General features: G+C 68.8%; 16 protein-coding genes. 4 read left to right on the forward strand and 12 right to left on the reverse strand.

Translation table 11 applies throughout. From position 1 onward, the window contains the following. Positions 1-93: 93 nt before the first annotated feature. The 8 genes from AC08OU_RS10130 to AC08OU_RS10165 all read right to left on the reverse strand — a co-directional run bounded on the left by AC08OU_RS10130 (position 94) and on the right by AC08OU_RS10165 (position 5,084). Positions 94-372 carry a helix-turn-helix domain-containing protein gene (locus tag AC08OU_RS10130; RefSeq protein ID WP_476604746.1) on the reverse strand — a complete coding sequence of 93 codons (279 nt, stop codon included), beginning with the start codon at positions 370-372 and terminating at the stop codon, positions 94-96. A 56-nt stretch (positions 373-428) separates the two neighbouring features. Beyond that, positions 429-2,153: a replication initiator gene (locus tag AC08OU_RS10135; RefSeq protein ID WP_476604747.1), complete on the reverse strand. Its 1,725-nt coding sequence runs from the start codon at positions 2,151-2,153 to the stop codon at positions 429-431. Beyond that, on the reverse strand, positions 2,150-2,329 hold the full coding sequence (locus AC08OU_RS10140; protein WP_476604748.1) for a hypothetical protein: 180 nt from the start codon (positions 2,327-2,329) through the stop codon (positions 2,150-2,152). The genes AC08OU_RS10135 and AC08OU_RS10140 overlap by 4 nt, the downstream gene beginning before the upstream one ends. Beyond that, positions 2,326-2,562, reverse strand: a complete 237-nt coding sequence (locus tag AC08OU_RS10145; protein ID WP_476604749.1) for a hypothetical protein — start codon at positions 2,560-2,562, stop codon at positions 2,326-2,328. The genes AC08OU_RS10140 and AC08OU_RS10145 overlap by 4 nt, the downstream gene beginning before the upstream one ends. 2 nt (positions 2,563-2,564) lie before the next feature. After that, positions 2,565-4,067: an FtsK/SpoIIIE domain-containing protein gene (locus tag AC08OU_RS10150; protein ID WP_476604750.1), complete on the reverse strand. Its 1,503-nt coding sequence runs from the start codon at positions 4,065-4,067 to the stop codon at positions 2,565-2,567. Beyond that, on the reverse strand, positions 4,064-4,309 hold the full coding sequence (locus AC08OU_RS10155; RefSeq protein WP_476604751.1) for a hypothetical protein: 246 nt from the start codon (positions 4,307-4,309) through the stop codon (positions 4,064-4,066). Before AC08OU_RS10155 ends, AC08OU_RS10150 begins: the two co-directional genes overlap by 4 nt. Then, a complete protein-coding gene (locus AC08OU_RS10160) occupies positions 4,306-4,593 on the reverse strand; it encodes a hypothetical protein (RefSeq protein WP_476604752.1) in 288 nt (95 codons plus the stop codon). The genes AC08OU_RS10155 and AC08OU_RS10160 overlap by 4 nt, the downstream gene beginning before the upstream one ends. Before the next feature lie 110 nt (positions 4,594-4,703). Beyond that, complete coding sequence (locus AC08OU_RS10165) at positions 4,704-5,084, reverse strand: plasmid replication, integration and excision activator (RefSeq protein ID WP_476604753.1); 381 nt, start codon at positions 5,082-5,084, stop codon at positions 4,704-4,706. Positions 5,085-5,406: 322 nt separating this feature from the next. Here AC08OU_RS10165 and AC08OU_RS10170 point away from each other — a divergent pair, with 322 nt between their 5' ends. Next, positions 5,407-5,805, forward strand: coding sequence for a helix-turn-helix domain-containing protein (locus AC08OU_RS10170; protein ID WP_476604754.1), 399 nt, complete (start codon positions 5,407-5,409; stop codon positions 5,803-5,805). Between the two features lie 96 nt (positions 5,806-5,901). Here the strand turns inward: AC08OU_RS10170 and AC08OU_RS10175 are convergent, their stop codons facing one another. The 3 genes from AC08OU_RS10175 to AC08OU_RS10185 are packed head-to-tail and all read right to left on the reverse strand — an operon-like array spanning position 5,902 to position 6,769. Beyond that, positions 5,902-6,168 carry a hypothetical protein gene (locus AC08OU_RS10175; RefSeq protein ID WP_476604755.1) on the reverse strand — a complete coding sequence of 89 codons (267 nt, stop codon included), beginning with the start codon at positions 6,166-6,168 and terminating at the stop codon, positions 5,902-5,904. Continuing rightward, complete coding sequence (locus AC08OU_RS10180) at positions 6,165-6,446, reverse strand: hypothetical protein (RefSeq protein WP_476604756.1); 282 nt, start codon at positions 6,444-6,446, stop codon at positions 6,165-6,167. The genes AC08OU_RS10175 and AC08OU_RS10180 overlap by 4 nt, the downstream gene beginning before the upstream one ends. Continuing rightward, on the reverse strand, positions 6,443-6,769 hold the full coding sequence (locus tag AC08OU_RS10185; protein ID WP_476604757.1) for a hypothetical protein: 327 nt from the start codon (positions 6,767-6,769) through the stop codon (positions 6,443-6,445). Before AC08OU_RS10185 ends, AC08OU_RS10180 begins: the two co-directional genes overlap by 4 nt. A 300-nt stretch (positions 6,770-7,069) precedes the next feature. On the opposite strand from AC08OU_RS10185, the gene AC08OU_RS10190 reads away from it, so the two are divergent. Next, positions 7,070-8,083, forward strand: coding sequence for a helix-turn-helix domain-containing protein (locus AC08OU_RS10190; protein ID WP_476604758.1), 1,014 nt, complete (start codon positions 7,070-7,072; stop codon positions 8,081-8,083). Here AC08OU_RS10190 and AC08OU_RS10195 read toward each other — a convergent pair. Next, a complete protein-coding gene (locus tag AC08OU_RS10195; protein ID WP_476604759.1) occupies positions 8,062-8,808 on the reverse strand; it encodes an HAD family hydrolase in 747 nt (248 codons plus the stop codon). The two genes, AC08OU_RS10190 and AC08OU_RS10195, sit on opposite strands and share 22 nt — an antisense overlap. Before the next feature lie 676 nt (positions 8,809-9,484). On the opposite strand from AC08OU_RS10195, the gene AC08OU_RS10200 reads away from it, so the two are divergent. Both AC08OU_RS10200 and AC08OU_RS10205 read left to right on the forward strand, forming a co-directional pair. Then, positions 9,485-9,817: an RNA polymerase sigma factor gene (locus AC08OU_RS10200; protein ID WP_476604760.1), complete on the forward strand. Its 333-nt coding sequence runs from the start codon at positions 9,485-9,487 to the stop codon at positions 9,815-9,817. A 1,745-nt stretch (positions 9,818-11,562) separates the two neighbouring features. Beyond that, positions 11,563-11,790, forward strand: coding sequence for a hypothetical protein (locus AC08OU_RS10205; RefSeq protein ID WP_476604761.1), 228 nt, complete (start codon positions 11,563-11,565; stop codon positions 11,788-11,790). Positions 11,791-12,142 lie beyond the last annotated feature (352 nt).

Here is a 12,142-nt window from a genome sequence, read left to right on the forward strand (position 1 = left end):
ATGGTGTCTCCTCATTGTCGAAGGCTCACCGCCCAATGATGAGCCAACGCCGGTGAACCCTACTATCGGTAGTGCTCGGTCCCAAGACGCGGTTTAGTCGATCAGCGATTTCGGGAGCCTCACCGCTGGCGCCCGTTTCCGTGGCGGCGCAATGGCCGGCGATGCAATGGACACCGCAAGGCCGCCCGTTGCCGAATCATCGGCCGGCCGATGCTCCTTGGGTGCCGGCCGTGACCACTCGTCCAACTCGCGTTCGGGAAACCGGAGCAGGTGCCCGACCTTCCGGTAAGGGATCGCGTCGCGCTCGACCAGCTTCCGCACGTGCCGCTCGCCGATGTTGAACCACTCGCAGACCTGCGCGAGCGTCAGCATCCGGCACGCGCTCCCGTACGGGATGGCGACCGCCGCCGTGCCGCTCTCCTGACCGCTCACGCCGCCGTCCCCCTTCCGTGGGTCGTGCCTGCCGGATCCGGGTCGTCGGGCGTCAACGTGTCCTTGACGCCGGGCGGCGAAGTGGAGCCATCGATCGGTGGGGGAGGATCGCCCCGTTTCGCTGCGTCGTAGGCGGCGCGCCAGCGTTGGCGTTGGGCGATGGCGTGGAGGAGCCGGTTGGCGAGGGGTCGGATGGGGTCGTCGGGGTCGGCGCGTTCCCATTCGTAGTTGTCGCGGCGCATGTCGCCCGGTTGGTCGGTGATGCCGAGGGTTGCCAGGACCCAGGCGCGGCGGTCGTGGCGGTGGTCGGCGAGGGTTTTGCCGGACCATTTGCGGGAGACGAGGATGCGGCGGCCGGCGTAGCCGAGGTGTTCGCGCTTGTGTGCCTTGGAGCGGCACCCGCCGGGTGTCTGTCCGGGCCGGGCGCCCTTGGGCTGGATGCCGTAGCGCAGCCAGTTCGCGCAGCTCGGTGAGCACGGCTCGACCGCGAGGGCGGCGTGCAGCCGGTCGACGTGCGCCTTCTGCGGCCCGGCGTCGGCGGCGTGCGCTTCGTGCATGGACTTGGTCAGGTACTTCGCCAGGTACCCGATCCGGCGGTCCGCATCGGGCGTGCCCGCCAGGAGCCCTTGGACGTCGATCTGTGGCCCGAACCGGACCACGTGCCGAGGCGCGGCGTCGGGGTGGTCGAGCTGGTCGAGCGCCTCGTCCCAGGTCGGCAGCAGTTCCCCGGTCTGGGGGTCGGCGTAGCCGTCGGGCGTCCACATCGGCGCCTGGTCGGGGCTGTAGATCTGGTCACCGGTCGTGGGCCACCAGACCTGGTGGTAGGTCGCGGCGACGACTTGCCGGATGAGTGCCCGGGGGATGGTGCCGCGGATGGCGAAGTGCGCGTGCGCGGCGAGGCGGCGTTGGGGTTCGACGGTGGCGAAGTATTGGACGTCGTAGCCGGCGACCCGGCGAAGGTTCTGCACGAGGCGGTCCAGTAGGCGGGAGACCGCGAGGGCATCCCTGGCCGCCCGCACGTAGTCGTACGAGCCCGGATCGACCGGGGTTCCGTCCTGGCGCACTCGCCCGTAGCTGGGCAGGGTGACGGTCAGGAACAGCGACGGCCGAAACACCGTGCCGTCGTTGCCGACGAACGCGCGCCCGAGGGTGGTGTTCTCCATCGCCTTCTTCGGCAGGTCCGGCGCGTCCTGCCGCCGACGGGTGGACCGCACACGCCGTTCCTGGGCAGGTGGCTCGACGGCGCCGCGGACGCCGGCCTTGCGCAAGTCGGCGTCGACATCGGCGAGGGACTCCCGGCATGCCGCCGCCGTGCCGTCGTCTCCGGCGTCGAGGCGTTCGTCGCGTGCGGCGGTGATGTCGGCCCGCTCGACCGCCAACGCCTTCTGCTGCGCCGTGGGTGGGTCGGGGGTGTGGAAGGGGTCGTGGTCGAGGTGCCAGCCTTCGCGGCATTGGTGCATCCGCAGCCGCCGTGCCCGCTCCGCACACGAGGCACACCGGGAGGCGAGGGTGGAGCCGCAGGGGACGTCCACGAACCGCACTTCACCGGTGTGGACGTCGGTGACCCGCATCGCGACCGGCCGCACACAGACCCCGTGCGAGATCGCCGCTTCGGTGACGACATCCCGCGCGAGGGGCATCCGTGCCCGAGCGGCCCGCGACCCCGGCCGAGGGGGCGTGTCCTCGGCCGGGGCGAGTGCTGCTTCCGCCGTGGCGGTCACTCGTCCTCCTCTCGCGTCTCGGGGTGTTCGTGCGTGGTGTGGTCGAGGGCGGCGTCGTCGGCGTCCTCGGGGCTGTCTTCGGTGGCGGTCCAGAGGCAGCCGGGGGCGAGGCAGTCGGCGGCCCAGCAGCGGCCCTTGCCATCGACGTGATGGCAGGCAGTCAGCAGCCAGCTCACGGCGACCACCGATCCCGCGCGTCGTCCTGCTCGTGCGCGAGGGAGTGCCGCCGGACGGCGGTGACGACGGCCGCGAGGTCGCCCGTGGCGTGCCAGGGGCAGTGGCCGCAGCGGACCCGGTGCGGCATCGCGGCCGGGTTGACCGGTTCGACGGTGAAGGTGAGCCCGTCCTCGGTGACCACGGCTCCGACCGGCGCCACGACCGCCAGGTGTGCGGGAGGGTTCGTGCGCATGGTCAGTCCCTCCCGTTGTCGACCCGCTCGATGGCCTGTATCTGTTGCGTCGCAGCCGGTTCGACGGCTGTGACGTCGACCAGGCGGCCACCGTCCGTGCCGGTGGGTGCGGGCCAGTGGTGGGCCATGGTGGTGATGTCGTCGTCGGTGATCCAGGAGAACCGGACCCGGACCGGTTCGGATGCGCCTTCGACGTGGACGAACCCGACCCCGGGCAGGGTGGCGGGGATGAGGTGGCAGGTGGCGCCGCGGTCGAGGGCGCCGTCGCCGAGGACCATGTCGACGTGCGCGTCCTCGGCCAGGCGGAGGGCGATGCGGTAGGTGAACAGGTCCCGGAACGGCAGCACGTCCTTGCGCGGGTCCTGCAACGCCGCCACCACTGAGAACCCGACCGCGCGGCCTTGGGACAGGAGGAGCTGCAAGGCGGTGGCGACCTTGGCCTTGACGTCCCTGGGGGCGTAGGCGGTCAGGAACGCCAACTCGTCCACCACGATCACTTCCAGCGGGTCGGTGGTGGAGGGGGTGAAGACGCGGACGCCGTCGGCCTTCAGCCGGCGCTTGCGCTCGTTCATGTCCGTCACGGCCTGTTCGAGGAGCGCGACCATGGCGGCCAGGTCCTCATCCGCGTACTCGGCGAACAGCGCCCGGCCTGGGTACAGCTCCATCCCGCCCTTCGGGTCCACCCCGCGCAGCCGCACCCACCCCTGGCGGATGGCAGGGCCGAGTGCGCGGATCAGGGACCAGATCACCGACCCCTTACCCGCACCCGAGGCGCCCGCGATCAGGACATGCCGCCCCAACAGCGCGAGCGTGTACGTGCTGCCGTCCTCGGCCCGCCCGACCGGCAACCCGGTCAGGTCCGGCACGCTCGCGGGTTCGATCGCCGGCACCACCCGCCGCAGCGGGTCCTTGGCGTAGAAGATGACCCGCACCCGGCCCGGGGCGTCCTCGACGACGGTGCAGCGGTGGGCGCCGTACACGTGCCGCAACCCTTCAGCCCGTTGCGCCAGTTCCAGCGGCGTCTGCCCGTGCAGCAACCGCACGTGCAGGGTGTCCACCACGCGGGTGGAGCGGACCCCGGTGACCTTGGGTGCGTACGTCTGCCGGGACGGCGTCGTACGGGTGAGGCCGGTGCCGTCCATCGCCGGATGCCACCGCCGCCGGTACCGCACCTGCCAGCGGACTCCACCCCGCGCCCGCTGCGCGACGAGGCGGGAGTATGACGCCGGCCACCGGTGCGCCCATACCAGCCCCGCCGCCAAGGCGCACATGACCGCAGTGGCCACGGCCCAGCCGCCGGCTTTCACGTAAAGGGCCAGCAGCAGCGCGGCCGGGAGCGTGAGCGGCCACGCCCGGACCGCCCACACCGAGACCTTGCCCAGCACGCGGCCGGTCCAGGTGGCGGTCACGCCGAGGACCGAGGCCCACAGCGGGATCACGTACCGCTGCTTGGTCGTCAGGCCGGTCCCGATCAGATCATCAACCCGAGTCCCGTTGATCTTCACCGGGCATCACCACCCGCGCCACTCGTCGCGGTCGAGGGGAGGGGGCTGAGCCCGAGCGCGGCCCGCAGTTCCTCCACGGCGCGCCGGATCCGGTCCAGGCGCTGAGTGCAGGTGCCGGCGTAGTCCGGTTCGGTCAGGCCGGTCAGCAGCCCCGCCGCGCGGCAGGCGGCCAAGACCCGGTCCTGGTCCTCGTGCCACAGCCGCCGGAAGTAGCCCTCGCTCTCGCCGTCATACGTGGTCACCAGCACTCACCCCCAACCGGCACCGCCACCGACACCGACAGAGGTGCCGGCCGCGTCGTCCCGGGGCTGATGAACCGGCCGTCCGGCCCCTGCACCGGGACCGCGACCAGCTCGACACACTCACCGCACCGGCCGAACCGCAACTCGGCCACCGGGAACGGCTGGTCACAGGTGCGGCACCGCTTGGTCAGCGGCCCGCGCACGACCCGACGACCGACGCCGCCGACAGCGGGCCGAGGCGTCCGGGCATGGTTACGCTTGCTGTGCATTGCTTGATCTCCCATCCAGTGATGCACCCACCACCCGCACGGCGTGCGGGGGTGGCGCCCCCGGCCCGGGGTCCAGCCGAGCCGGGGGCATCGATCCATCTCCCGTGCTGCTCTGGCCCGCCTTGTCAGGCGGCCTTGCTGCGCCCCGAGACGCGGAACCCGGCGGCGCGGTAAGCGATCGCGACCCGGGGCTTGGCCCGGTTCGCGTCCAGGTACGGGATGACCTGGAGCCCGTCGAACTCGACCGGAGCCATCGGCCCGTTCGGCGGCACCGGCGCATGATCCGACGCGATCTTCACCTTGATCTCCCGCCGGCCCTGCGGCGCGGTCGGGTCCAACACCGACGCCGACCACAACCGGAGCCCGGACTGCTTGTCCCGCTCCTGCGGGTCCGGATTACCGGCCCGCCGCTTCTCGAAGTCCTCCACCGGATCCACCGACAACAGAATCACCGGCTCGGTGAACACGTCCTCGTGCCGCACATTGATCCGACCCTCAACGGCCATTCCCGTACCTCCACTCATCGCACCGTCCCGACTGGCCCGAGAACCGCCGACCGCTATTTCGGCCGCCGGTTTCCTTCTCGGACCGTGGGACTCGGTCACCCTTGTGACCTGCGGAGACAGCGTGTACCGCTCGCCAAGCGCTTTTCAAGCGGTAGGCGACGCATGCATTCACGGTTGGTATGGGCGATATACCAACCTGGTCTACCGGTCTCAGCTCTATATGGGGCCCTCATATCACCACGGCATATGACAGGTTCTAGAGCGGTGATTTCCGGTTCTGCTGATTAGCATCCGAAGCATGGGTGAGGCGAGAAATCAGCGCGTGTACACCTCACGCGGCCCCGCCGACGACGAGGACTGGGACGCCGTCGCAGCCGCCGTCAACGACCGGATGGCCGCCCGACGCATCGGGCAGCAGGAACTCTCCACGTTGTCCGGGGTATCCGTCTCGACCCTGCGGCAGGTCCAGCACGGCGCCGGCCGCCGGATCCAGAACAAGACCCTCGCCGCGATCTCCCGCGCCCTCGACTGGCCCGACGACCACTTGGCAGGCGTCCTCCTCGCCCGCCGCCACGCCACGGGCGACGACGCCCCACCGGCCGCGGAGGGTGTGGCCGATGCGCTGCGCCAGCTCGACCACCGGCTCGCCGAGATTAGCGACCGCCTGGCCGCCATAGAAGCCGGCATCGAGCGCGCCAGCCGGGGCAGTCGGCGCTCGTAGTTTGCTGTCAACATTGCCTTGACGCCGGATCCCGCGGCGGGCGCCAACTCGGGTCAGAGGGTCAGCTACGTGAGATCTGCTGCTGTGGGCGGCGTTTCAGCGTTCCGCGGTATCGGTCGCCTGGTCGTCGAGGTGGACGGTCAAGATGGTCCAGGTCTGCGGGCTCTCCACCACGCGAGTCACGCCGGGAAGGCCGGCGAGGGCGCGCACGGCGTCTTCTTGGTTGATGCGGCCGTCGTTGCCGTGCAGGAACACCAGCAACTGTCCCGGGTGGACGTGGTCGGTCACGGCCAGGACGAGGACGCCGTGCTTCTCCAAGTGCCGGCGCAGCTGGTCCGGGCCGAGTTGGCCCGCGCCGGTCACAGCTGCTCCCGCAGGTCGGTGACCATTCGTGGCGTGAGCGCCCACGCGCCGGCATCGACCACGACCAGCACGACCCGTCCGTCTGCCGACAGGCCCCACTGCACGTCATCGATGGCCCACCAGGCGGCCGGCCGCGCCAGCCACGCTCGCAGCCGGCGCCGGTCCAGGATGGCGACGCACCGGGCGCCGTAGCGGACCTCGACCGTGTCCAGGCGGATCGTGAACTCGACCACCGCCGGCCCGGTGTCGGTCGCGACGTCGACCTCGACCCGCATCACCGTGGCTCCTGCAAGATCAGCAGCCGCGCGCTCGATTCCCGCTCCAATCGATGCCGCATCTCTTGCCGAGCTTGGGGGTCGCTGCCGAGATGACCGAGATGCGGGACCGCCACGGCCGCGCCGTCACACTGGCGGGCAACGTGAATGAGCCGGCAGAGCGCGGCGTGCGGGCGGTTCTCGTTGGCGTCCACGAACACCTGCGCCAGCGCGAATCCCTCCCGTTGCGCGAACGCCGCCAGCTCCCGACGCCCACGCGTCTCCTCGCCGCTCGTCGCGGTGACCCGCAGTCGCAGGTACCCGAACAACACCGGCTTGACCGACACTCGATTCCCCTTGTCGCCGTCCCTGGCACTGGCGGCCAGCCCGCCCGTGGACTTGGAGGGCGTCAACACGGGCGGACCGGCTGCCAACGAAACTCGTGGACCGCAAGCGGGACCCGAAACGAAGCCTTGGCAATACCAAGGCTGTATGGGCGGCACCCGCCGGGAGGCCCCCGGGAGCGCTTCGAGGGCGGTCTACGACCGCGCGAGCGCTTGGAAAGCGGCAGATGCGTCTATACCAGGTTGACCTACCCACACGGTACGCTCTGCGAACCAAACGTCACTGACTGGAAGGGAGCCGCGGTGCCGACGCCCCCGAACTACCACCTCTCAGCGCGGCTCCTGGAGCGTGAGGACTTCAAGGAAGCGTGCGCGAACCACGACTTCGAGAGCGTCTTCAACCTGATCCGCCAGTGGCAGGGGTTCAGCCAGAACGACATCGCCGCCGCCGTCGGCGGGGGCCTGTCCCAGAGCCGCGTCAGCAGAATCATGAACGGACACGAGAAGATCACGACCTTCAGCGTGATCGTCCGAGTCGCCGACGCCTTGCATATCCCCGGCATCTACCTTGGCCTCGCCAATCGCCCCTGGGAGACCACACCCGCACCGGTCGCTCCGGCAGCTCCTCTCCCAGCACCATCGACCCCGGAGGCTGCGCCGCTCCCCGTGGGACCTGGGCCGGGATCACCAGCGGTCGGCGACCTCGCGCAGGAGCTGGGTGTTGACGCCTCGACCGTGCGCAGGTGGCTCAACAAGGGCCGGCAACCTCATGCCGACGCCACGGCCGATGCCGAGGTGATGGCCTTCTACCCGCACCGTTCGCAGGTGCCCAAGAACTACTGGCTCGAGCACGTGATGTCCGCCAAGGAGCGGATCGACGTGCTGACCTTCGCCAGCCTGTTCCTGCCCGAGGACAACCCGGAAGCCGTCGAGGTCATCAAGCACAAGGCCGCCACCGGAGTGAAGGTCAGGTTCGCCCTCGGCGACCCCGACAGCCCTGAACTGGCCCTGCGCGGCCGTGAAGAGCGCCTGTACGACGCCATCCCCGGCCGCGTTCGCATGGCTCTGGCCTACTACCGCCCCCTGGTGGGCGTTCCCGGCATCGAGTTCCACCTGCACCGCACGACGCTCTACAACTCGATCTTCCGGTTCGACGACCAGATGCTGGTCAACCAGCACATTTACGGGACCTACGGCTACTGCGCGCCGATCCTGCACCTTCAGCAGGTGCCCACCAGCGACCTGTTCGACACGTACGAGAAGAGCTTCGAGCTCGCGTGGAGCGAGTCGTACGACTACGAGCCGCCCGCGTCCTGAAACCGCGGCGTCGCCGGCCCGAGCTGCTGCACCCGACGTAGCGCCGCCACGAACGCATCGACGTCCGCCAGGTCCTCCAGCACCTCGTGCGCGCCCGCCGCGACCAGCTCCTCCACCGAGGAAACTCCGGTAGCGACGCCGATCACCCGGGCACCACCAACCAAGCCGGCCTGGACGTCGAGCTCGGTGTCGCCGACGAGAACGGTGACGTCGCTTGAAGGATCGAAGCCGTACCGCTCGGCCGCCTTCCCTTGAGCGACCGGCACCAGGTCGGCGCGCACCCGGCTCTCACGCCCGAAGCCACCCACCGAGAAGTCCAGCCATCCGTCCAGGTCGAACGTGCCCAACTTCACCCGCGCGTTCTCCTCGACATTCCCAGTCAGCACCGACTGAATCACGCCCGGCTCGTCCGCCAAGCGCGCCAACGTCGCCGCTGCACCCTTCAGCGGGAACCCACGCTCAGCCAGCGCCGAACGATTCCGCTCGCCCGCCTCAATCAGCTGGCGCAGTTGGCCATCCAGCGGGTGCGCCTGCGGGTCCTCCCCGTTCGCCCGCAGCAAGTTCTCCATGATCGCGACGTCGGTCCGCCCGTCAGTCTTCGGCTGCTCGACCGGCGCCCGCCCAAACAACAGCTCGAACGCCAGCGCGTAGTTCTCCTTGCTCACACCACCGTTCTCGATCAACGTATGGTCAACGTCCCACAGGACCAGCGTCACCGACGTCATGCCCGGAGTCTCGCACCCCGCCGCAGCGCCAGCACGACCGGTTCCCGAGCGGTTCACGCGCGCCGGCCTCTCGGCCCGCCCCGGACTGTCAACCAACAGGTGGCACGGGACTGCCGCGCATCACCCGGCACAGCACAGGCACGAACGCCGGATGCTGCCGAATTGACCTCTTGAAGATCAAGGCGCCGCGCAAGCGCGGCGCGCCGCCGGGCCAGCCCGGCGGACTTGCGGCACCTCCGGCGCCGTTCCGCCGGGCGCCCGGCGGCAGCCGGTTATGTGAACGCCTGAACGAGCAGCATCCGGCACCAGCCAGGGCCGACTGCGGAATGCAGACGAGCGTCAAGGCGGCATTGACGCGCGGGATCGCCTCGGTCCGTGGTGAGGTGCCCGGCTGTCGTCCGGCCCACGCGAGGCTGCTCGGAGCTGATCGCCGGGGCGTGACGCGCGAGGCCGATCACCAGCGTGCCGGGGCTCGCCTTCCGGTACCACGCCCGGTCTCACCATCAACCCCTGACTCCCCGGGGTGGTCGGGGGATGTGCTCGCCGCACATGCGCGGGGCCGGGTTGCGCGGGCGGGAGGGGTTGACGGCGAGCCTCGCCGGGCGCGGTACCTGCGGCCCGCGGTGGGGGCACAAGAGCCGCCCCCACCGCCAGCCCATTCCCCGCGGAGGCATCCATGTGCCCGAACAGCGTCAACACCGCCTTGACACCCAACAACCTGAACGGCAGCAGCTCCACCCAGCGGCCGGCACGCTCCCGCAAGGGCCGCAGCAGCGTCGAGAACGACGACTACGCAGCCTTCGCTCGTCGCATCATCCGCGCCCACGGCCGCCGCATCGCCGAAGGAGACGTCGACGGCCTCGCCGACCTCCTCGCCCTCCAAGAGGAGCTGAATGCCGCGACTCAGACCGCTGTCGACGGCCTCCGCGCCTTTGGATACTCCTGGGCGGAGATCGCCTCCCGCCTCGGCACCACTCGCCAGGCCGCTCAACAACGATGGAGCCGCTGAACAATCCTGGCACGGGGGATACCTAGCCATTTGATCTGGCGTTGGCCTGAGGCGCACGCCGAAATGCGGTCCGACGAGGCGGGTGACGTTGTGCTACCTGCCCCGTCGGACCGCCCGAATCACCGCACGGTCGGCTCAGCGGACGTCGAAGCCGGACCAGGTCGGCGCATAAGGCCACGGGCACCACACCTTGGCGGTGCCGGGGACTGATACCCAATTCCCTCGGGCGATCGTTGCCCATCCCCACCAGTTGCAGCCCGCGACGGCCCTCATCTGCCCTGAGCCCGAATGGCACCAGGCAACGACGGCGCCGCCGCCCGTGGCGCCAGCGATGCCCGATCCACAATTTGCGGGAAAAGCCATAGCTGGACTTGCCTGTCCCACCCCGACGGCGCTCAAGCAGAGCATTGCCGCTGCGAGGCCCCTCCTAACCCGCTTTCGGGTCATGTGTTCCCCCCTGTCTGAAACGGTGCCGATAGCATCTGCGTACGTGTGCATCGGAGGTCTCCCTCTCAACGTTACGCCTCCCTGGATAAGAAGCCAATTGCAAGGGTCAATGTGCAAAGTGCGGAGAGGGAGGAATTGAGTCGAATGGCACTTCTCGATGAGTCTTCGACTTGGACTGAGAGCCCCGGATGCTGAAGGGCCGGGCGGCCAACCGACTCGATCGCCCCAGAATTTCGTTCCCGAAGTGTTGAAGTCCCCGGAGTTTGTCGTTTTGCTCCCGCGACGCGCGCTAACTGTTGTTGATGTTCCGCGCCATCGTCGTCGCTGGCAGCGTCAGGGCTGAGCGGGGGCTGAGCGCGACGGTGTCATGAGGACCCGCGCGCGGTGAGATGGGTTCTCTTGTGATCGGTTGCACGGTTTAGGCATGGAGAATGACGCGAAACTCTGCCACTGCACCGGCGCGGCCGAGCAGCGACGTTCCACGAAGTCCTCCAGGTAACCGGCAGGATCGAGCGATCACGAGCAACGTCGAGAACAATCGATCTTGAGTCCGCGGATTCAGGGTTCGATCCCAGGGAACTACGAATCGGTGGTCATTTGCTGCGACTCGGCAGTCCAAGGCGTTCGCGATACTCGCCCTGCCTTCGGTGCACTCGCACGACCGACGCGCCAGAACGGACGCATATCGGTGTCCGCACCTCGCGGAGGGGGACACCGCCGGCTATTGGCGACGCCCACTCGCAGACAACGCGAGACGGGAGACTCCCTTTTATGCTTTTGTGACGGGTGTTTCGGATGTGACGCACCATCGGTCAGATCTTCAGGCGACACGCCGTAAGTCACGTATCGGAGCCAGCCGGTACTGCTTCTATGCAGGCATGACACCTCGCGGTCACGGTCAGCCCGCTCGGCGACATGGCTCCCCGGCTAAAGTATCCGCTCTTACACTCGCAATCGTCTCTGCGGCAACCGCTGTAATCGTCGCATTAATCCATGTCGTCGGCCCACGGCTCGGCGGTTCGTCCCAGCCTTCCCCGGCCTTGACGTCGCCGCCGACCTTGGGCGCCGGAGTGCAAGGAACGCCTGCGAGGGAACTAAGCGCGGATGTCATCAAGCTCCTCTCTCCTTCCACGTCTTCACTGCACTTGAATGACCAGGTGCTGCCCGTCCAAGGTCGGCTATTGGGTGATCTTCCACTTGGGACTGAGGTATGGGTCGCAACGCGCCGGTACAACCCCAAGGATGGGACGGCGCTGTCCGGACCGTTCACCAGCGTCGACCCGGACGGACCATGCCCCGTGGTCCACAGGACGTTCGACTGTGGTCAGGTGAACATCGGCGGCACTGACAAGCAGGGAAACCCCGAGCGAGGTGAGTATCTTCTCTTCGTCGTACTCGCCGAGCCGGACGTTGCACGGCTCTTCCATCAGTACCAACAGGAGCAGCGGACCGAGAAGGACTACGAGCATCGCGTGCCACCAGGTGTCCCGGCGCTCGGTCCGATCGCCATTTCACGGCCCGGATGAAGAGTGATCCGAATCCGCCAAAGGCACTCGGGATTCCGTTGATCGTCTCCACACTTAACCCTCCGAAAACGATGTGAGACGACAAGGTGTGAGACGCATCGCCCGCAGGACCGTTGTCGCATCGGTCCAGTTGACGGGCAGCATTCAGCGATCATGAGCAACGTCGAGAGCAACCGATCTTGAGTCAGCGGTTTCAGGGTCCGACGGCCTCTTGGCCCTACAGCCGGCCCTACGCCAGCCCTGCGAGCGGTGTGACAACCGGGGGGAATGCGTCGCAAGCCTGTAGGGCCAGTGCGACGCGGACGCCAGGTCAGACGCGGGACACCTCTACCTGCGGGGCGGAAGCGACGCC

This window comes from Frankia sp. CcMO1, from assembly GCF_977945845.1.

Excerpts from the sequence above, each read along its gene's own strand:
- AC08OU_RS10145 (WP_476604749.1), bottom strand. The coding sequence starts at position 2,562 with ATGCGCACGAACCCTCCCGCACACCTGGCGGTCGTGGCGCCGGTCGGA.
- AC08OU_RS10200 (WP_476604760.1), top strand. The coding sequence starts at position 9,485 with ATGTGCCCGAACAGCGTCAACACCGCCTTGACACCCAACAACCTGAAC.
- AC08OU_RS10195 (WP_476604759.1), bottom strand. The coding sequence starts at position 8,808 with ATGACGTCGGTGACGCTGGTCCTGTGGGACGTTGACCATACGTTGATC.
- AC08OU_RS10160 (WP_476604752.1), bottom strand. The coding sequence starts at position 4,593 with ATGGGAGATCAAGCAATGCACAGCAAGCGTAACCATGCCCGGACGCCT.
- AC08OU_RS10165 (WP_476604753.1), bottom strand. The coding sequence starts at position 5,084 with ATGGCCGTTGAGGGTCGGATCAATGTGCGGCACGAGGACGTGTTCACC.
- AC08OU_RS10130 (WP_476604746.1), bottom strand. The coding sequence starts at position 372 with ATGCTGACGCTCGCGCAGGTCTGCGAGTGGTTCAACATCGGCGAGCGG.